Source organism: Pseudomonas sp. NFIX49 (genome assembly GCF_900115915.1).
Classification (GTDB): domain Bacteria; phylum Pseudomonadota; class Gammaproteobacteria; order Pseudomonadales; family Pseudomonadaceae; genus Aquipseudomonas; species Aquipseudomonas pharyngis.
The window spans coordinates 248,863-267,300 of sequence record NZ_FOYE01000005.1 but is presented as its reverse complement, the minus strand read 5'-3'; the positions used below and the strand labels follow the sequence as shown (position 1 = coordinate 267,300).

Below are 18,438 nucleotides of genomic sequence, written 5' to 3'. Positions count from 1 at the left end.
CAGCCAGGCTGAGCGGGGTCTTTTTATTTGCGCGAGCGCTTATGGACGCTTGCGATTGCTGATCAGCGTACCCACACCGGTATCGGTGAAGATTTCCAGCAGGATCGCATTCGGAACGCGGCCGTCGATAATCAGCGAGCTGCCCACGCCGCCCTGAACCGCTTCCAGTGCACAGCGAATCTTCGGCAGCATGCCGCCGTAGATGGTGCCGTCGGCGATCAGGTCGTCGACCTGCTGGGTGCTCAGGCCGGTCAGTACGGTGCCCGACTTGTCCATCAGGCCGGCGATGTTGGTCAGCAGCATCAGCTTCTCGGCTTTCAGCGCTTCGGCAACCTTGCCAGCCACCAAGTCCGCGTTGATGTTGTACGACTCGCCGTTTTCACCCACACCGATCGGCGCGATCACCGGGATGAAGTTGCCTTTGACCAGCAGGTTCAGCAGTTCGGTGTTGATCCCGACCACTTCGCCCACATGGCCGATGTCGATGATTTCCGGTTGGGTCATCTCCGGGGTCTGGCGGGTGACGGTGAGCTTCTTCGCACGAATCAGCCCGGCGTCTTTACCGGTCAGGCCGATGGCGCTGCCGCCGTGACGGTTGATCAGGTTGACGATGCTTTTGTTGACCTGACCCCCGAGGACCATTTCCACCACATCCATGGTCGCGGCGTCGGTAACGCGCATGCCGTCGACGAAGTGGCTTTCGATCGACAGACGCTTGAGCAGATCACCGATCTGCGGGCCACCGCCGTGCACGACCACCGGGTTGATGCCCACGGCCTTCATCAGCACGATGTCGCGGGCGAAGCCGGTTTTCAGCTCCTCGCTTTCCATCGCGTTGCCGCCGTATTTGATCACCAGGGTCTTGCCGACGTATCGGCGGATGTAAGGCAGCGCTTCGGACAGGACCTTGGCAGTGTTGGCGGCGGCATCGCGTTCGAGGGTCATTCAGGGCTCCGGGTGAATCAGCAATCAGAACGGTAGTTGGAGATCAGGTGCAACGCGTTTCAGTTGGGCATGGAACACAGCCTTGATGCGCTGCAGTTCCGCCTCGTCATCGGCCTCGAAGCGCAGCACCAGCACCGGTGTGGTGTTGGACGCGCGCACCAGGCCCCAGCCTTTGGCGTAGTCGACCCGCACGCCGTCAATGGTGGTCAGGTCGGCGCCTGGGCCCCACTGGGCATCGTGCAGTGCATCAATGATGCTGAATTTGCTCTCTTCGGTCACATGGATATTGATTTCCGGCGTGGAAATATCGTTCGGGAAGGTCGCGAACAGCTCCTCGGCCGAAGATTTTTCCTTGCTGAGGATTTCCAGCAGCCGTGCGGCGCTGTAAATGCCGTCGTCGAAACCGAACCAGCGTTCCTTGAAGAAAATGTGCCCGCTCATCTCGCCGGCCAACAGTGCGCCGGACTGTTTCATTTTCTTTTTGATCAACGAGTGACCGGTCTTCCACATTAGCGGCCGACCGCCATATTCCTTGATCAGCGGGATCAGGCGACGGGTGCATTTGACGTCGAAGATGATTTCCGCGTCCGGGTTGCGCGCCACCACGTCACGGGCGAACAGCATCAGCAGGCGATCCGGGAACACGATGGTGCCGGTGTTGGTCACCACGCCGACGCGATCGCCGTCGCCGTCGAAGGCCAGGCCGATGTCGGCGTTGGTTTCCTTGACCTTGGCGATCAGGTCGACGAGGTTCTCAGGCTTGCCCGGGTCCGGGTGATGGTTCGGGAAGTTGCCGTCGACTTCGCAGAACAGCGGGATGACTTCGCAGTTCAGCGCTTCGATCAGTTGCGGGGCGATCACGCCGGCTGCGCCGTTGCCGCAGTCGACCACGACTTTCAGGCGGCGGGCCAGTTTGATGTCCTGGACGATTTCGGTGGTGTAGCGGTCGAGAATCTCGACCTGGGTCACGCTGCCCGTGCCGCTGCTCAGGTTGCCGGTCTTGATGCGCTCATGCAGGACCTGGATCTGTTCGTTGGCGAGGGTGTCGCCGGCGATCACGATCTTGAAGCCGTTGTAGTTCGACGGGTTGTGGCTGCCGGTGAGCATCACGCCGGATTTGCCGGCCAGCACGTTGGCGGCGTAGTACAGCGCAGGCGTCGGCACCAGGCCGACGTCGCTGACATGGCAGCCGCTTTCGGCGATGCCGCGGATCAGTTCGGCAACCAGTTCCGGGCCGGACAGACGGCCGTCACGACCGACGGACACGTTCGGTTCGCCCTGGGCCAGGCTTTGGGAGCCAATGGCGCGACCGATCCAGTAGGCGGTTTCGCCATTGAGGAATTCCGGCACGGTGCCGCGAATGTCATAGGCGCGGAAGATGCTGTCGGGAAGCTTCGGGGCGACTTGGGCGGGGGTGCTCATCTGCAAAAATGCTCCATCTCGAAAGTGGCTGGACACACCGACGACTATTCGACGGCAAGCTCAAACTGAAGGGTATGACGGCGGTTTTCACAGAGAGTTCGTGGTGTGAAAGGGCCATGACGCCACGTACGGCGTGGCTTTGACCTGTCAATGCCTTGATTTTCAGCGGTAAAGCTTTCAGATGAATCTGCCTATTTTTATGGCGAAGGAGCAGGCTCCCTCGCCATAAAACCAATCACTTGGTGCCGGAATGGCCGAAACCGCCAGCGCCGCGTTCGGTTTCGACGAACTCTTCAACCATTTCGAAGTGCGCCTGAACCACCGGCACCAGCACCAGCTGCGCCAGGCGCTCCCCAACCGGCATGGTGAATTCGGTCTGGCCACGGTTCCAGCAGGACACCATCAGCGGGCCCTGGTAGTCGGAGTCGATCAGGCCGACCAGATTGCCCAGCACGATGCCGTGCTTATGGCCCATGCCCGAGCGCGGCAGGATCAGCGCGGCGAGGTTCGGATCGCCGATGTAGACCGACAGACCGGTGGGGATCAGCACCGTTTCACCCGGCTTGATCACGATGTCCTCTTGCAGCATGGCGCGCAGGTCGAGGCCGGCGGAGCCCGGTGTGGCGTATTGCGGCAGCGGGAATTCGGTACCGATGCGTGGGTCGAGGATCTTGGCTTGCAAAGCGTGCATGTAAATTAAACCTGGTTCAGACGTTCGGCGATAAAAGTGACCAGTTGGCGAGCGATCTTGCTCTTGCTGGTCTGGGCGAAAAGCGTGGCGTGCAGCGCACGGTCGATGACGCTGCAGGCGTTTTCTTCGCTGTTGAAACCGATGCTCGGGTTGGCGACGTCGTTGGCGACGATCAGATCGAGATTCTTGTCCTTCAGCTTGCGCGCAGCGTAGTCGAGCAGGTGTTCGGTCTCGGCGGCGAAGCCGACACTGAACGGACGGTCGGGACGGGTCGCGATGGTGGCCAGGATGTCCGGGTTGCGCACCATTTGCAGGACGAAGCCGTCGCCGCTCGTAGGGTCTTTCTTCAATTTTTGCGGGGCGACGACTTCCGGACGGTAGTCCGCAACCGCCGCCGAGGCGATAAAGATGTCGCAAGGGATCGCGGCTTCACACGCGGCGAGCATGTCGCGGGCGCTGACCACGTCGATCCGGGTGACGCGATCCGGCGTCGGCAAATGCACCGGGCCGCTGATCAGGGTCACGCGGGCGCCGGCTTCCACCGCCGCTTCGGCCAGGGCGAAGCCCATTTTTCCGGAGCTGTGGTTGGTGATGTAGCGCACCGGGTCGATGTTTTCCTGGGTTGGGCCGGCGGTGATGACCACGTGCTTGCCGGTCAGCGCCTGACGCTGGAAGCAATCCGCCGCGAGTTGAGCCAGATCGGTGGCTTCCATCATGCGGCCCATGCCGACGTCGCCGCAGGCCTGGCTGCCGGAGGCCGGGCCGAAGGTCTTCAGGCCACGGCTTTCAAGGAGTTGCAGGTTGGCCTGGGTCGCCGGGTCGCGCCACATGGCCTGGTTCATGGCCGGGGCGACGGCCACGATGGCGTCGGTGGCCAGCACCAGGGTGGTCAGCAAATCGTTGGCAATGCCTTGGGCCAGACGGGCCAGCAAGTCGGCGGTGGCCGGGGCGATCAGCACCAGATCGGCCCATTTGGCCAGTTCGATGTGGCCCATCGCCGCTTCGGCGGCCGGGTCGAGCAAGTCCAGGTGAACCGGGTGGCCGGACAACGCCTGCATGGTCAGCGGGGTGATGAATTCGCTGCCGCCACGGGTCATGACCACGCGCACTTCGGCGCCCTGATCGATCAGGCGGCGCACAAGGTCGGCGCTCTTGTAGGCAGCAATGCCGCCGCCGACGCCCAGAACGATGCGTTTCCGATACAGCCGCTGCATAGGTCTGCCTTTCATTTCGTTGGTGACATACGTGGCGAACCCCCTCCCCAGGGTGAATTCGCCCGCAAAAAAGATGGGCTACGATATCACAGCGACCGCTACGGAACAGCGGCGCCCACAGACAAGGAAGGTGTATGAGTATTCGCGATTGGCCGGCGGCGGAAAGGCCGCGGGAGAAGCTGTTGGAGCAGGGCTCGGGAAGTCTTTCCGATGCCGAGTTGCTGGCGATTTTTCTGCGCACCGGGGTATCCGGCAAAAGTGCGGTGGATCTGGCGCGACACTTGTTGAATCAGTTCGGCAGCCTGCGAGCGTTACTGGAGGCTGATCTCGGGGCGTTCAGCGAGCAATTGGGACTGGGACCGGCGAAATTTGCTCAATTGCAGGCCGTGTTGGAGATGGGGCGGCGACACTTGGCCGAGCGCATGCGCCAGAAAACGGCGTTGGAAAACCCGCAGGTCGTGCGTGATTACCTCAAGGCCATGCTGCGCCACGAGCCGCACGAGGTGTTCGGTTGCCTGTTTCTGGATTCCAAACATCAGGTGCTGACCTTCGAGACGCTGTTTCGCGGCTCCATCGACAACACGGCCGTGCACCCCCGGGAAGTCGTGAAGCGTTCGCTGGCCAACAACGCGGCGGCGGTGATCCTGTGCCACAACCATCCGTCGGGGAACAGCGATCCGAGTCAGGCTGATCGATTATTGACCAAGCGTTTGCAGAAGGCTTTGGAGCTGATCGACGTGCGGGTGCTGGATCACTTCATCGTTGGCGATGGCGAGCCGTTGTCGATGGCTGAGTGCGGCTGGATGTAGCTCCGAAGGGAGAATGCAAAACCCTGTGGGAGCTGGCTTGCAAGCGATGACGGCGGCACATTCAGCACAATGTTGTCTGTCAGTCCGCTATCGCTGGCAAGCCAGCTCCCACAGGTTTTGTGTTGTGGCGGATTACTTCAGGGTGACCTTGGAGTAATCCTGCCGCCCAAACGGGCTCACCGAGTAACCCTGCACGTCCTTACGCGTCAGCGCATATGCCGTCGGATGAGCCAGCGGCAGCCACAGCGCCTGCTGCTGGATCTGCGCCTGCGCCTGCTCATACAGCTTGGTGCGTACGCCTTGTTCGCTGGTGGTCTTGCCGGCGCTGATCAGCTTGTCCAGGTCGGCATTGCAGTAGCGGGCGAAGTTGGTGCCGGATTTGACCGCCGCGCAGGAAAACTGCGGCGTGAGGAAGTTGTCCGGGTCACCGTTGTCACCGGCCCAGCCCATGAACAGCAAGTCATGTTCGCCAGCCTTGGCGCGACGGATCAGTTCGCCCCATTCGATCACGCGGATTTCCGCTTGAATGCCGATTTCTGCCAGATCCGATTGCAGGAGCTGCGCGCCGAGGCTCGGGTTCGGGTTGAGCAGGCTGCCGGACGGGCGCGTCCAGATGGTGGTCTGGAAACCGTCCTTCAATCCGGCCTTGGCCAGCAGGGCCTTGGCCTTGTTCACGTCGTGGGCGTAACCCGGCAGGTTCTTCGCGTAGCTCCAGGTGTTCGGCGGGTACGGGCCGTTGGCGGCTTCGGCGGTGTCCTCGAACACGGCTTTCAGGTAGTTGGCCTTGTCGAAGGCGAGGTTGATCGCCTGACGCACTTCCGCTTTGTCCAAGGGCGGATGCTGGCTGTTGATGCCTACGAAAGCAGTCATGAACGCGTCAGTCTTTTCGACTTTCAGCGTCGGCTCTTGCTTGGCAGCCTGTACGTCCAGTGGTTTTGGCGACAGGGCAATCTGGCACTCGTTGCGCCGCAGCTTTTGCAGCCGCACGTTGGCGTCCGGGGTGATGGCGAAGATCAGTGGGTCCACCGCAGGTTTGCCGCGGAAGTAATCCGGGTTGGCCTTGTAGCGGATCGAGGCGTCTTTCTGGAACCGGGTGAAGACGAACGGCCCGGTGCCGACCGGCTGGCTGTTGAGCTTGTCGGTGGCGCCGGCCTTCAACAGCTTGTCGGCGTATTCAGCAGAATAAATCGAGGCGAAGCCCATGCTCAGGGTCGCGAGGAACGTCGAGTCCGGATGATCGAGAGTGAAGCGCACGGTCAGCGGATCCAGTGCGTCGATCTTCTTGATCAGGCTCGGCAACTGCATCGACTGGGCGTGTGGGAAGCCGCTCTGGGCGACTTTGTGCCACGGGTTGGCCGGGTCGAGCATGCGGTCGAAACTGAATTTGACGTCTTCGGCAGTCAGCTCGCGGGTCGGCTTGAAGTAGTCGGTGGTGTGGAACTTCACCTGCGGGTGCAGCTTGAAGACGTAGGTCAGGCCGTCGGTGCTGACTTCCCAGCTGGCGGCCAGGCTCGGGACCACCTTGCCGCTGGCGGTGTCGAAGTCCACCAGGCGATTCATCAGCACGTCGGCCGATGCGTTGGTGGTGGTCAGCGAGTTGTACTGCACCACGTCGAAGCCCTCGGGGCTGGCCTCGGTGCAGACGCTCAGGGCGGCGGCCTGGGCCAGTGGACTCAGTAACAGCGGGGCGAAGAGCAGGGGGAGGGCAGCGAGGCGCATGGTCGGCTTCCTTTACAGATCGAAGGCCCATCTGCAAGTGCAGTCTGGAAAAGGCCTACCCTAGTGGTCGCGATTGCAAATGACTATCCCCTTTTTGCATTTTCGGAGCTGCGCGGCTGAGGATTTGTCGGAACAGACGGTAGGAAAAGTCTCGATTGCGGGCATGGCCGATTTTCTTCGACGAATGGTAAAAATTGCCGGCAGCCTTTGCCCAAGGCGCTTGCGGCCGGGAAAAGCGGCTTTTTAGCCATTCTTTGCGCACGGAAAGTTGTTGCTCCGTGGTCTTTCTGGTATAAAGCAGCGCTCTTTTCTAGGGGCCCGGTTCCTTCGCTTGTAGGTGTAGCCGGTAAGACCTCTAAAGAATCGCGGCGCCTGGCGCCACAATGACTAGAGATTAAGCGGCCAACCCATGCCGGGTTGGGCATGTGGTTTTAGAGGGCTGAGGCATGTCTAGAGTATGTCAAGTTACCGGTAAGGGTCCGGTGACTGGGAACAACATTTCCCACGCAAACAACAAAACCCGTCGTCGTTTCCTGCCGAACCTGCAGCATCACCGCTTCTGGGTTGAAGAAGAGAAACGTTTCGTGCGTCTGCGCGTATCTGCCAAAGGCATGCGTATCATCGACAAGCGTGGCATCACTGTCGTGCTGGCCGAACTCCGCAAAGCTGGCAAGATCTAAGGGAGCTAATCATGCGTGAATTGATTCGTTTGATTTCGAGCGCCGGTACTGGTCACTTCTACACTACCGACAAGAACAAGCGCACTACTCCGGACAAAATCGAGATCAAGAAATATGATCCGGTTGTTCGCAAGCACGTGATCTACAAGGAAGGCAAAATCAAGTAATTGATTTTTCCCGACTTACGAAAAAGGCCCGTATCTCACGATACGGGCCTTTTTTGTGCCTTCGAATATAGATTTGCCAGCCGTTTAGCCAAAGCTGAATGATTCGATATTGCCTGCCTTATTGACCCTGATGACTATACGCTCAGGATTCAACTCGCGACTCATCAGATCCCTGGGGCCAATCACTTGCATGCGGCCGGTCAACTCGGTGATGTAACGTTTGACGCTCACTACATAGCGGCTGCCTGCCAAATGTCGAATTTGTTGCAGGACCTGTTCATTGGTCATGTTCTTTAATCCTTTTGATTGAATGTCGAGTCCGTCCGGGCCATTCAGTACTCCGTCTGGGCAGGTGCCCGGTGCGGTATATATTTATGTGCAACAAGGCCCCCACATTGCTGTGCAGGCCTTGTTGCAGGGGGGGCTTCAACCTCTGATCATCATTTGAAGATTTCAAACCACACGATCTTGTCGTCACGAGTGACGATTTGCACGAGCTGATACTTCTTCATGGCATTGTCTACTAACCTTTGCTTTTCGACACGAAAGCCGGTCAGCTCGGCGATGTAGACTTCTACCGACTCCACGTACGGCGTGCCGATCAAGTGGTGAATTTTGTTGAAGATTTCAATGTGGATCACGCTGCATCTCCTTATGCATGATTGAGACGTCCTTATGGACGACCCGATTTTCAATCCCTCAACGCCTGGTCATGCACTACTTAGTTATTTTTTTGCTTCGAAGATCACATAGACCTTGCGACAAGCCTCCAGCACTTCCCAGGTGCCACGGAAACCGGCCGGAATCACGAAGCGGTCGCCGACACGCAGAGTCTTGGCGTTCCCATCGTTGTCACGCAATACCGAAACGCCCTGCAGGATTTCGCAGTATTCGTGCTCGGTGTAATTCACCGTCCACTGCCCGACCGCACCTTCCCACACGCCGACACCCATTTGCCCGCAAGGGCTGTCGTACTGATTGAACACCGCCTGCTCGGGATCGCCCTTGAGCACTTTGGCCGGGGCCGGGCGATAGCGTTCGGCTTCGGTTGTGGTCAGGCTGATGTCGACGACGTTCTGGATGTTCATTGTTGTTTTCTCCCGTGATGACGGCGCGGTGGCTTGAAAGGGCCAAAGTCTATGTTGATTAAATTGAACGCCGCAAGGCGCTATAACCGCCTTATGTCAAATATATTGAAACAACCCCGGCCGCTGGTTTAGGGTGGCGGATGCCTTGGGCCGAAAAGCAGGCTGGCCGGGCAGTATCCCCGAGAACGACCGCGACGATCGCGGCGCTCGTATTGAACAAGAGGAGGACACTCGAATGACCACCCTGACTCGTGCCGACTGGGAACAACGCGCCCGCGACCTGAAGATCGAAGGCCGCGCCTTCCTCAATGGCGAGTACACCGATGCCGTCTCCGGCGAGACCTTCGAGTGCATCAGCCCGGTCGATGGCCGTCTGCTGGGCAAGATTGCCAGCTGTGATGCCGAAGACGCCCACCGCGCCGTGGAAAACGCCCGCGCCACGTTCAACTCCGGCGTCTGGTCGCGCCTGGCGCCGACCAAACGCAAAGCCACCATGATCCGTTTCGCCGGCCTGCTCAAACAGCACGCCGAAGAACTGGCCCTGCTCGAAACCCTCGACATGGGCAAACCGATCAGCGATTCGCTGTACATCGACGTGCCGGGTGCCGCGCAAGCGCTGAGCTGGAGCGGTGAAGCGATCGACAAGATCTACGACGAAGTTGCCGCCACCCCGCACGATCAACTGGGTCTGGTAACCCGTGAGCCGGTTGGCGTGGTCGGGGCCATCGTGCCGTGGAACTTCCCGCTGATGATGGCCTGCTGGAAACTCGGGCCGGCGTTGTCGACCGGTAACTCAGTGATCCTCAAACCGTCGGAAAAATCCCCGCTGACCGCCATCCGCATCGCCGAACTGGCAGTCGAGGCCGGCATTCCGAAGGGCGTGCTGAACGTGCTGCCGGGTTACGGTCACACCGTCGGCAAGGCGCTCGCGCTGCATAACGACGTCGATACCCTGGTGTTCACCGGCTCCACCAAGATCGCCAAGCAGCTGATGATCTACTCCGGCGAATCGAACATGAAGCGCGTCTGGCTGGAAGCCGGCGGCAAGAGCCCGAACATCGTGTTTGCCGATGCGCCGGATCTGCAAGCCGCTGCCGAATCCGCCGCCAGCGCCATCGCCTTCAACCAGGGCGAAGTCTGCACCGCCGGTTCCCGTCTGCTGGTCGAGCGTTCGATCAAGGACAAATTCCTGCCGATGGTGATCGAGGCGCTGAAAACCTGGAAACCGGGTAATCCGCTGGATCCGGCCACCAACGTTGGTGCGCTGGTCGACACCCAGCAGATGAATACCGTGCTGTCCTACATCGAGTCGGGCCACACCGACGGCGCCAAACTGGTGGCCGGCGGCAAGCGCATTCTTCAGGAAACCGGTGGTACTTATGTCGAGCCGACGATTTTCGACGGCGTGAGCAACGCGATGAAGATTGCCCAGGAAGAGATCTTCGGCCCGGTGCTGTCGGTTATCGCCTTCGATACCGCCGAGGAAGCGATCAGCATCGCCAACGACACGCCTTACGGCCTGGCGGCGGCAGTCTGGACTCAGGACATTTCCAAGGCGCACCTGACCGCCAAGGCACTGCGGGCCGGCAGCGTGTGGGTCAATCAGTACGATGGCGGCGACATGACCGCACCGTTTGGCGGCTTCAAGCAGTCGGGCAACGGCCGCGACAAGTCGCTGCACGCGTTCGACAAATACACCGAGCTGAAGGCGACCTGGATCAAGCTGTAAATCGTTGACGGGAGCCTGAGTGAATCAGGCTCCCGAATCGAACGGAGATCCCTGTGGGAGCGAGCCTGCTCGCGATAGCGGTGTGACAGTCGACATCAATGTTGAATGTGACACCGCTATCGCGAGCAGGCTCGCTCCCACATTGGTTTTGTGTGAATAAAAATTATCCACAGGAGCGTGGACCATGCGTTGGGCGACGTATTTCGCCGTATTGGCGTCTGTCTTGAGTGTTGGCCTGGCCCTCGGTGTCAGCATGCCGCTGGTGTCGTTGCGCCTGGAGGGCTGGGGTTACGGCTCGTTCGCCATTGGCGTGATGGCGGCGATGCCGGCCATTGGCGTGTTGCTGGGGGCGAAGGTTTCCAGTCATCTGGCCGCGCGCTTCGGCACGGCTAACCTGATGCGCCTGTGCCTGTGGGCCGGGGCGCTGTCCATCGGCCTGCTGGCGCTGCTGCCGAGTTACCCGATCTGGCTGGTGTTGCGGCTGATGATCGGCGTGGCTCTGACCATCGTCTTCATCCTTGGCGAGAGCTGGATCAATCAGCTGGTGGTCGAGCAGTGGCGTGGACGACTGGTGGCGCTGTACGGCAGTAGTTACGCGTTGAGCCAACTGTCCGGTCCATTGCTGTTGGGCGCGCTGGGCACTGATCACGATTATGGTTTCTGGGTCGGTGTTGGCCTGTTGATCGTATCGCCATTTCTGCTGCTGGGCCGCAGCGGTGCGCCGAGCAGTGAAGCCAGCAGCGTGACCTTCGGCGATCTGTGGGGCTTCGCTCGCGAACTGCCGGCCATCGCCTGGGCGGTGTCTTTGTTCGCCGCATTCGAAGCGATGATCCTGACGCTGTTGCCGGTGTATTGCCTGCAACAGGGCTTCACCGCTGAAATCGCGCTGGCGATGGTCAGCACCGTGGTGGTGGGCGATGCGCTGTTGCAATTGCCGATCGGCGCATTGGCCGACTACCTGTCGCGACGGACCCTGTTCACCGCCTGCGCCGTGGTGCTGATGCTGTCGAGCCTGGCGATCCCGATGCTGCTCGACACCCTGCTGATCTGGCCGCTGTGGGTGCTGTTCGGCGCCAGTGCCGGTGGTCTGTTCACGCTTTCGCTGATTCTGATCGGCGAGCGTTACCGCGACGATGCGCTGGTGCGCGCCAATGCGCATGTCGCGCAGCTGTGGGGTGTCGGTTGTCTGATCGGGCCGTTGATGGCGGGCGCGGGCAGCCAGTGGATCAGTGGACATGCGTTGCCGTGGCTGATGGCGGCCGGCGCGTTCGGGCTGGTGATTCTGCTGTCGCGGCAAGGGGCGTTCGGCAAGGTGCCGGAGCCCGCTTGATGAGGCGGCTGGAGCGGGTTGCTACAGCATCCGCTCCAGTCCCACGGTGGTGCTGAACCACGCATTGAAGCGCCGCCACCAGTTGCCGGGCTCCTTGGTCAGCGTGTGCATCTGGCCATTGTCCTCGGTGACCCACACCACTTTTCCGTCCTGCAGTTTCGCTTCGTAGCTGAGCGCCGGCGCCATGCCCTGCAAGGCCAGTTCGCGCACGTGCGCCGCCAGTTCGGGGCTGTCTACCAGCACCCCGACTTCGGTGTTCCATAGCACCGAGCGCGGGTCGAAATTGAACGAGCCGATGAACGATTTTTTGCCGTCGAAGATCATCGCCTTGCTGTGCAGGCTCGAATCCGAGCCGCGATAGGACTTGCTGTAAAACAGGTGCGGGCCGCTGCCGTCGTTATCCCCAGGCTGGCGCCGCAGCTCAAACAGCTTCACGCCATGTTCCAGCAACGCCTTGCGATACGGCGCATAACCGCCGTGCACCGCCGGCACATCGGTGGCTTCCAGCGAGTTGGTCAGCAGGCTTACCGACACGCCCGCATCGGCGCGGCCGGTCAGGTAGACCAGCCCCGGTTGTCCCGGCACGAAATAGGCAGAAATCATCACCAGTTCTTTGCTGACACCGGTGAGCTCCGGCGCCAGTTGTGTGGTCAGCAGCAGCTGCGAATCGGGCTCGCCCTTGGCCAGCACCTTGCTCGGCGCATCCCACAACGCCTGATTCCAGGCCCAGATCAGCTCCCGGCGCCAGACGTCCATGCGCGGAGCGGTGCGGTAAGTCATCAACTGCTGATACAGCGCGTGATTCTGTTTGCGGGTCTCTTCCAGGGATTCTTCCAGGCGCGTGCGGGTGTTCTGCAGGTCTTTGGCCGTGGGTTTGCTGGAGAGGAATTCGTCGATCGGCTTGCTCAGGGCACTGTTCCAGTACTGGTCGAAACTGTGCCCGAGCTGTTCGGCGACCGGCCCGACACTGAGCATGTCGATGTCGGTGAAGTTCAGGTTGGGCTCGGCATCGAAGTATTCATCGCCCAGATTGCGCCCGCCGACGATGGCCACACTGTTGTCCGCCAGCCACAACTTGTTGTGCATGCGCCGATGTTGCAGCGACAGGTTGAACAGCCGCCCGGCCGCACGGGTCACGCCGGTGCTGCGCCCCAGGTGCAGCGGATTGAACAGACGGATCTGGATCTGTGGATGCGCCGCCAGTGTGGCGATGATGAGGTCGAGACCGTCGCTGGTGGTGTCGTCCAGCAGGATCCGCACCCGCACGCCACGGTCGGCAGCCTTCAACAATTCTTCCACCAGCATTCGGGTGCTGATGCCGTCATGGACGATGTAGTACTGCAAGTCGAGACTGCTTTGGGCGTTGCGGATCAGCTCGGCGCGGGCGGTAAAGGCTTCGGTACTGTTGGACAGCAGGCGAAAGCCGGACTGGCCCTTGTAGGGCGCCGCCTGGGCCTGGATCGAACGGCCGAATGCCGATCCGTTGGCTGGCAGGGTCTGGCTGGGTTCTCGTGGAACATCCAGTGAGGCGCACCCGGCGAGCAGCAGGACGAACATCAGTGCAAATGGCAGGGAATGTCTTGAGCTCAAGTCGGATCGTTCCGGGTGTGGGCGAGGTCAGGAGTATGGCACGGCGTACGCAGCGTGTTATCCGTTCGACGGTCAGTCAATCCGAGCCCTGGACCAGAGCGGCTTGTAGCTTATGACTGTCGGGCAAGCGAGAGTTCTTAAACGAATTGACGATTTTTCCGGCTCACATCAGCTACGCCTTGCAGCGATTTTTCCAGTGCTAATCGCGCCGTCGCCTTACATCACTGCCGGGAAACAATTGGAATAATGACAACGCTGATTTTGAGGCAGGAAGTTTCCTGTTTTACAGCAGAAGAAGCGCAGCTGGCTGTCATCTTTCGATTCTTATGGAGTGAGAATTTTCATGCGCAAGACCTTTCGTGCAATTGCTGTCGCAAGCGCCCTGTCACCGGCCTGGGTCATGGCCGACAGCGCGGATCTGACGATCACGGGCACCATTGTTCCGACCTCCTGTACACCGGCCTTCGCCGGCGGCAATACCGTTGATCTGGGAGACATTTCCGCCGGTTCGCTGAACCGGGATCGCCAGACCGAACTGCAGAACCGCAACATCACGCTGAGCGTCAGTTGCTCCGCAGCCGCCCCCATGGCGATCAAAGTGCATGACAATCAGTCTCATACGCAGCGGCCCGGGATTGTCATCGATGGCTACGACTGGGCCATGTACATTTACGGAATCGGTGAAGTGGCCGGGGCGAAGATCGGTGGCTACGGCCTGCGGTTCGGCACACCCACCGTCGACGGTCAGCCGTCGATGGTCATGTACAAGCAGGGCGACATGGCCAACTGGGACTCTCCCGAAACGGCAACGCTGGTCGGGAAAAACGCCGAAGGCGGCAACCTTCGGTACTCGTGGGGTGCTTCGCTGGCGGCAGGTCCGACGCCGGGCATTGTCCACACGTTCCCCATGACCCTGGTTCCCGTCATCGGCCCGTCGTCGAGCCTGCCGATCACCTCCGAGTTCGCACTCAACGGGTCGGCTACGTTCGAGTTGCTTTACCTCTGAGGGAATGCGGGTGGTTGTGCCGGGTTTGAGGCGCAACAGGGTTTTGCAGTGACTGCCGACAGGCTCGGCCTTTGTGTGGCCTGTCATTTCCTATCAACCTGATCGGCTGGCTCGTGGCCTGGCGGTGCTGCCGGCTGCGCGCTTGTCTGTGGACAACGACATGAACGGCTTCATGCGCAGCGCCATCATGAGTGTGCTGTTGGTGGTTTTATCGGAGCCCGGCCAGCTCCGGGCGGCGGGGATGGTTCCCGAAACGCCGGTATTGGTGCTCGACGAAGGACTGGGCGAGGCGGGGATCAATGTGTTCAACAGCGAGCCCCATCCGGCGCTGTTGCACACCTCTGTCGAGGACGTGCCGCAAGACACCGAACCCTTGCTTCTTCTGACGCCGCCGGTCGCCCGGGTCGAGCCCGGGGCCACACAGCGCGTGCGATTCATTTTGCGCAGCGCCGCACCGCTGAAGACCGAGCGTCTCAAGCGGGTGGTGTTCGAAGGCATCGCGCCGCAGGATGCGACGGGCAAGGCGCAGGTCAACCTGAGCGTGCGCCAGAACATCCCGGCGATCCTGCGTCCGGCGAAATTGCCGATCGACCGTGAGCCCTGGAAGCATTTGGTCTGGCTACGACAAGGCTCCGAGATAAAGGTCCGCAATCCCAGTCCGTATGTGGTGCGGCTGGGTCATTCGGTGATGTTGTTGCCTGGTGGCAAAGAGATGGATCTGGGGCGTACCTATGTGTTGCCTGGCGAGCAGCTGACCCTGAGCGGGACGGCTGAATCGAGCCGTTCACAGCTCCAGGTGCGACTGTTTCCAGTCACTACGTACGGTTTCGCCATTGCGCATTTCGACGCTCCGTTGGTGACGGATTGATGCAGCGATATTGTCTGGCCGGCGCGGCGCTGATGATCATTCTGAGTGCCGCTCCGATCGCCAGAAGCACCGAGCGTGTGTCCGTGCAGTTCAATCAGGATGTCCTGAAATCCCGCGGGCTGGACCCGCGTCTGGCCGAGTACTTCAGCCAGGCGCCGCGCTTTCGCGAGGGCGAGCAGGCGGTAGCCCTGTCGGTCAACGGCGTTCCCAAGGGGCGGTTGCAGGTCGTATTCGATGCCGAAGGCGAGTTGTGTTTCACGCCGTCACTGCTGGAAAGGGGCGGCATCAGAGCCACCACTCGAATCGAGTCGGCGGGTGGACCGGGATGTGTGCCGTTCGGTCAGTACGTTCCTGACGCGGTAGTGCAAACCGATCCCTCGCAGGGGCATGTCGCACTGCTGGTGCCCACCGATGCGCTGATGCCAGATCGCCCGGTTCGCCGCAGTTTCCTCAACGGGGGCGCGGCAGGCCTGTTCAACTACGACGCCTTGCTGCTTGGCAGTCGGTTCGCCGGCCAGTCCTCGCAGTTCCGCAATCTGAATACCGAGCTTGGGCTGAATGCTGCGGATTGGTCGTTTCGCAGTCGTCAGGTGTACAGCGATTTCGCCGGTCAGGATCGCCTCGAGCACCTGTATGCCTATGCCTCGCACACCTCGGAGCGCTATCGGGTCAACCTGCAATTGGGTCAGTTGAACATGGCTTCCCCGTTGTTTTCCGGCGAGGCCTTCAACGGCTTTCAGGTGCAGCCGGAACTGGCCCTGATGGCGCTGGACGATGACAGCTCCGGTGCGCGGGTAGAAGGGATTGCCTATTCCGCCGCCCGAATCGAAGTTACGCAGAACGGTGCGCTGATCTACACCACGGTGGTGCCCGGCGGCCCGTTCACCCTGGTCGGTTTGCCGTTGCTCAGTCAGAGCGTGGATCTGGAAGTGACGGTGCATGAAGAGGACGGGCAGCAGCGGCGCTTCATTGTGCCGGCGACGCAGTTGCGAGGCGCAATGACGGGGCGGGCGGCCGGTTATGGGCTGGCGGTCGGCCAAGTGCGACGCTATGCCGATGATGATCGTGATGCGCCGTCCTTCGCGGCTGCCAGCAAGGACTGGCGGCTGGGCCAGCGTGGGCAGGTCACGGCCGGTGCCATGCTCGGTACAGGTTATGAGTCGGTGGGCTGGGCGATGCAGGGCAGCGTCGGCAATCGACTGGTACTGGGGGGCCGGCAGTTGGTTTCCCGGGCGCAGGATCAGGCTGCATCCGGCACTCAGTTGCAATGGACGGCCAGCGGTCCTCTGAGTGAAAGGCTGTCGGCGAGTGTTGCGCTGACCCGGCAGACTCAGGGGTTTCGCACACTCTCGGATACCACCTGGGACTCGCACAATGATCAGCCGTTTCAGCGGATGCGCAATCAACTGACGGCGAATCTCAGCACCAGCAGCCCGCTGTTCGGTGGTTTTTCCGCCAGCTATTCGCGGTTCTCCCTGTTTGACGGGACGGCCACTTCAAGAGTCGCCCTGGCCTGGTCGCAGAGCATTCGGCGAGCCAGTGTGACATTGACGGTTGAGCGCGATGTCGCGGGGGATTCGAACGATGCTCGCGGTACGGCAGCCTATCTGAGTGTCAGTCTGCCGTTAGGTGTCCGGCAGACGTTGCGCAGCTATGTGCGCAACGACGACGCGGGCGGCACTCGCAGCGGCCTGCGATTCAATGAACAACTGAGCGACACCCTGGCTTACAGCATCGGCGCCGAGCGACCGGATGAAGGTGGCGCCGGATTCAACGGGCGGGTCAATCTGTTGCCCCGCTACAGTCAGATGGACATGGGCTATTCGCGCAGCGGAGCCGGTAACCAGAACTATGACATCGGTCTGCGCGGCGGTGCGTTACTGCATGGTGAAGGCGTGACCCTGTCGCCTTATCCGCTGCGCGAAACCTTCGCCTTGCTCAAGGCCGGCGACAGTGCGGGAGTCAAGCTCAACACCCCGCGCGGCCCGGTCTGGACCGATTATGCCGGGCACGCCGTGGCGGCGAGTCTGCCGGCGTACAGCAAGGGACGGGTCGAACTCGACACGGCCAGCCTGGGGCGCAATGTCGATGTGCACAACGCTTACCAGGAAGTCGAAGCCGGGCGTGGTGCGGTAGCGCACCTTGCATTCGAGATGGTCACTGCGCGGCGCCTGCTGTTACAGGCGCGCACCGCCGACAACGTGCTTCTGAGCAAGGGTGGAGCGGTTTTCGACGCGCAGGGACAGTACATCACTAACGTGCTGGAAGCCGGCACGATCTTTTTGCCCGATGTCCTGCCCGACACGATTTTGCATGTGGTGCTGCCCGATGGCAGTCGCTGCCGGTTGATCTACAGCATCGACGAACAACCCGACACGCAGTCGCTGTACGAAACGGCACAAGCCACCTGCCAAGCGGTTTAAGGAGTCAGTCACCATGCAGCATTTGAAAACCGGCATGATCGGTCTGGCATTGCTCAGTACCGCATTTATTGCCGATCAGGCACAGGCGCAGTCGGACTGTGCAGTCAGGCTGGGGCAGCCTTCCGTCGATTTTGGAGCGATGACGCGCGGTCAGTTGCTGCAACAGCCCATAGAGAATGACCAGTTGAGTTTCGGGCGCCGCCGGGTGCAGATCACCGTTCAGTGTGAGCGGACAGGACCGTTGCGACTCGACCTGGTCGCGCCAGCAGCGGACGCCGTCGACTATCGTTTTAGCGCCGGGGTGTTGAGGGTTCAAGTGGTGGCTGTCCGGGTGGATGGCAAGGCTGTGCAGTGGCTTGGTTTTGAACCGGGTGCGGCATCCGGTGCGGCTGTCTGGCCCGCCGGGCAAAGCCTGATTCCCGCGCGGGCGGGCGTTGCACTGGAAGGTCAGCGCATGGACGTCGAAGTGGAACTTGAAGGACGGGTAGGGTCAGCGCAGACCCGGGTTGCCGATCTGACCCGGTTCGGGATCGATCTGCGCTTTCAGGCGTACTGAATCTCGGACCCCGGAGACAGGGCGGTTCAAAGCATCCGACCACGGCAGCGTAGGATCCCGCCACCAAGCTCAAATTACCTATTAAACCAGTCGTGATTTCGCTGTTTAAGCGCTCCCGTTTCCTACAGATTTATCTCTCATAAGCCGCAATCATCAGCCCGCTTACTTACATACCAGGTTTGTAGGGAGTGGACAGTCATT

At 60.8% G+C, this 18,438-nt stretch carries 17 protein-coding genes and 1 pseudogene; 9 read left to right on the top strand and 9 right to left on the bottom strand.

The window, feature by feature from the left end; genetic code table 11:
• Positions 1-39: 39 nt before the first annotated feature.
• The 4 genes and pseudogenes from argB to coaBC all read right to left on the bottom strand — a co-directional run bounded on the left by argB (position 40) and on the right by coaBC (position 4,272).
• Positions 40-945, bottom strand: coding sequence for an acetylglutamate kinase (gene argB / locus BMZ46_RS16155; RefSeq protein ID WP_007954443.1), 906 nt, complete (start codon positions 943-945; stop codon positions 40-42).
• A 24-nt stretch (positions 946-969) separates the two neighbouring features.
• Positions 970-2,346 (bottom strand): annotated as a pseudogene (locus tag BMZ46_RS16150) (phosphomannomutase/phosphoglucomutase); the annotation flags it as partial.
• A 256-nt stretch (positions 2,347-2,602) separates the two neighbouring features.
• The gene (gene dut, locus BMZ46_RS16140) at positions 2,603-3,058 is read right to left on the bottom strand and encodes a dUTP diphosphatase (protein WP_007954445.1); all 456 of its coding nucleotides are present in this window, start codon (positions 3,056-3,058) and stop codon (positions 2,603-2,605) included.
• A 5-nt stretch (positions 3,059-3,063) separates the two neighbouring features.
• The gene (gene coaBC, locus BMZ46_RS16135; protein WP_039765205.1) at positions 3,064-4,272 is read right to left on the bottom strand and encodes a bifunctional phosphopantothenoylcysteine decarboxylase/phosphopantothenate--cysteine ligase CoaBC; all 1,209 of its coding nucleotides are present in this window, start codon (positions 4,270-4,272) and stop codon (positions 3,064-3,066) included.
• Between the two features lie 134 nt (positions 4,273-4,406).
• Between coaBC and radC the strand changes: the two genes are divergently transcribed.
• On the top strand, positions 4,407-5,081 hold the full coding sequence (gene radC / locus BMZ46_RS16130) for a RadC family protein (RefSeq protein WP_039765208.1): 675 nt from the start codon (positions 4,407-4,409) through the stop codon (positions 5,079-5,081).
• 132 nt (positions 5,082-5,213) lie between these two features.
• On the opposite strand, the gene BMZ46_RS16125 is transcribed toward radC, so the two are convergent.
• Positions 5,214-6,800: an ABC transporter substrate-binding protein gene (locus BMZ46_RS16125; RefSeq protein ID WP_074689980.1), complete on the bottom strand. Its 1,587-nt coding sequence runs from the start codon at positions 6,798-6,800 to the stop codon at positions 5,214-5,216.
• A 446-nt stretch (positions 6,801-7,246) separates the two neighbouring features.
• Between BMZ46_RS16125 and rpmB the strand changes: the two genes are divergently transcribed.
• Together rpmB and rpmG are read left to right on the top strand one after the other, a co-directional pair.
• On the top strand, positions 7,247-7,480 hold the full coding sequence (gene rpmB / locus BMZ46_RS16120) for a 50S ribosomal protein L28 (RefSeq protein ID WP_039765213.1): 234 nt from the start codon (positions 7,247-7,249) through the stop codon (positions 7,478-7,480).
• An 11-nt stretch (positions 7,481-7,491) separates the two neighbouring features.
• Positions 7,492-7,647 carry a 50S ribosomal protein L33 gene (rpmG, locus tag BMZ46_RS16115; protein ID WP_003177274.1) on the top strand — a complete coding sequence of 52 codons (156 nt, stop codon included), beginning with the start codon at positions 7,492-7,494 and terminating at the stop codon, positions 7,645-7,647.
• Positions 7,648-7,731: 84 nt separating this feature from the next.
• Here rpmG and BMZ46_RS16110 read toward each other — a convergent pair whose 3' ends face one another.
• From BMZ46_RS16110 to BMZ46_RS16100, 3 genes are all read right to left on the bottom strand, one after another.
• The gene (locus BMZ46_RS16110) at positions 7,732-7,935 is read right to left on the bottom strand and encodes an I78 family peptidase inhibitor (RefSeq protein ID WP_039765218.1); all 204 of its coding nucleotides are present in this window, start codon (positions 7,933-7,935) and stop codon (positions 7,732-7,734) included.
• Positions 7,936-8,087: 152 nt separating this feature from the next.
• The gene (locus BMZ46_RS16105) at positions 8,088-8,288 is read right to left on the bottom strand and encodes a hypothetical protein (protein ID WP_039765219.1); all 201 of its coding nucleotides are present in this window, start codon (positions 8,286-8,288) and stop codon (positions 8,088-8,090) included.
• 84 nt (positions 8,289-8,372) lie between these two features.
• Positions 8,373-8,735 carry a cupin domain-containing protein gene (locus tag BMZ46_RS16100; protein WP_074689982.1) on the bottom strand — a complete coding sequence of 121 codons (363 nt, stop codon included), beginning with the start codon at positions 8,733-8,735 and terminating at the stop codon, positions 8,373-8,375.
• Positions 8,736-8,970: 235 nt separating this feature from the next.
• Between BMZ46_RS16100 and BMZ46_RS16095 the strand changes: the two genes are divergently transcribed.
• Both BMZ46_RS16095 and BMZ46_RS16090 read left to right on the top strand, forming a co-directional pair.
• Positions 8,971-10,464: an aldehyde dehydrogenase gene (locus BMZ46_RS16095; RefSeq protein WP_039765223.1), complete on the top strand. Its 1,494-nt coding sequence runs from the start codon at positions 8,971-8,973 to the stop codon at positions 10,462-10,464.
• Positions 10,465-10,648: 184 nt separating this feature from the next.
• Positions 10,649-11,794, top strand: a complete 1,146-nt coding sequence (locus tag BMZ46_RS16090; protein ID WP_039765225.1) for an MFS transporter — start codon at positions 10,649-10,651, stop codon at positions 11,792-11,794.
• A gap of 21 nt (positions 11,795-11,815) precedes the next feature.
• Here BMZ46_RS16090 and BMZ46_RS16085 read toward each other — a convergent pair whose 3' ends face one another.
• Positions 11,816-13,351, bottom strand: coding sequence for a phospholipase D family protein (locus BMZ46_RS16085; RefSeq protein ID WP_092163873.1), 1,536 nt, complete (start codon positions 13,349-13,351; stop codon positions 11,816-11,818).
• A gap of 376 nt (positions 13,352-13,727) precedes the next feature.
• On the opposite strand from BMZ46_RS16085, the gene BMZ46_RS16080 reads away from it, so the two are divergent.
• From BMZ46_RS16080 to BMZ46_RS16065, 4 genes are all read left to right on the top strand, one after another.
• Positions 13,728-14,390: a DUF1120 domain-containing protein gene (locus tag BMZ46_RS16080; RefSeq protein ID WP_039765227.1), complete on the top strand. Its 663-nt coding sequence runs from the start codon at positions 13,728-13,730 to the stop codon at positions 14,388-14,390.
• A 160-nt stretch (positions 14,391-14,550) separates the two neighbouring features.
• Entirely contained in the window at positions 14,551-15,258 is a 708-nt protein-coding gene (locus tag BMZ46_RS16075) for a fimbria/pilus chaperone family protein (protein ID WP_081353127.1), read from the top strand.
• Positions 15,258-17,681 carry a fimbria/pilus outer membrane usher protein gene (locus BMZ46_RS16070; protein WP_074689986.1) on the top strand — a complete coding sequence of 808 codons (2,424 nt, stop codon included), beginning with the start codon at positions 15,258-15,260 and terminating at the stop codon, positions 17,679-17,681. The genes BMZ46_RS16075 and BMZ46_RS16070 overlap by 1 nt, the downstream gene beginning before the upstream one ends.
• 13 nt (positions 17,682-17,694) lie before the next feature.
• Positions 17,695-18,237: a DUF1120 domain-containing protein gene (locus BMZ46_RS16065; protein WP_039765231.1), complete on the top strand. Its 543-nt coding sequence runs from the start codon at positions 17,695-17,697 to the stop codon at positions 18,235-18,237.
• Positions 18,238-18,438: the final 201 nt, after the last annotated feature.

Bases quoted from the DNA above. Each gene is read 5' to 3' on its own strand.
- BMZ46_RS16080 (WP_039765227.1), top strand. From the start codon at position 13,728: ATGCGCAAGACCTTTCGTGCAATTGCTGTCGCAAGCGCCCTGTCACCG.
- argB (WP_007954443.1), bottom strand. From the start codon at position 945: ATGACCCTCGAACGCGATGCCGCCGCCAACACTGCCAAGGTCCTGTCC.
- coaBC (WP_039765205.1), bottom strand. From the start codon at position 4,272: ATGCAGCGGCTGTATCGGAAACGCATCGTTCTGGGCGTCGGCGGCGGC.
- radC (WP_039765208.1), top strand. From the start codon at position 4,407: ATGAGTATTCGCGATTGGCCGGCGGCGGAAAGGCCGCGGGAGAAGCTG.
- BMZ46_RS16090 (WP_039765225.1), top strand. From the start codon at position 10,649: ATGCGTTGGGCGACGTATTTCGCCGTATTGGCGTCTGTCTTGAGTGTT.
- BMZ46_RS16110 (WP_039765218.1), bottom strand. From the start codon at position 7,935: ATGACCAATGAACAGGTCCTGCAACAAATTCGACATTTGGCAGGCAGC.
- BMZ46_RS16100 (WP_074689982.1), bottom strand. From the start codon at position 8,735: ATGAACATCCAGAACGTCGTCGACATCAGCCTGACCACAACCGAAGCC.
- BMZ46_RS16065 (WP_039765231.1), top strand. From the start codon at position 17,695: ATGCAGCATTTGAAAACCGGCATGATCGGTCTGGCATTGCTCAGTACC.
- rpmB (WP_039765213.1), top strand. From the start codon at position 7,247: ATGTCTAGAGTATGTCAAGTTACCGGTAAGGGTCCGGTGACTGGGAAC.
- BMZ46_RS16070 (WP_074689986.1), top strand. From the start codon at position 15,258: ATGCAGCGATATTGTCTGGCCGGCGCGGCGCTGATGATCATTCTGAGT.
- BMZ46_RS16095 (WP_039765223.1), top strand. From the start codon at position 8,971: ATGACCACCCTGACTCGTGCCGACTGGGAACAACGCGCCCGCGACCTG.
- dut (WP_007954445.1), bottom strand. From the start codon at position 3,058: ATGCACGCTTTGCAAGCCAAGATCCTCGACCCACGCATCGGTACCGAA.
- rpmG (WP_003177274.1), top strand. From the start codon at position 7,492: ATGCGTGAATTGATTCGTTTGATTTCGAGCGCCGGTACTGGTCACTTC.
- BMZ46_RS16075 (WP_081353127.1), top strand. From the start codon at position 14,551: ATGAACGGCTTCATGCGCAGCGCCATCATGAGTGTGCTGTTGGTGGTT.
- BMZ46_RS16085 (WP_092163873.1), bottom strand. From the start codon at position 13,351: ATGTTCGTCCTGCTGCTCGCCGGGTGCGCCTCACTGGATGTTCCACGA.
- BMZ46_RS16125 (WP_074689980.1), bottom strand. From the start codon at position 6,800: ATGCGCCTCGCTGCCCTCCCCCTGCTCTTCGCCCCGCTGTTACTGAGT.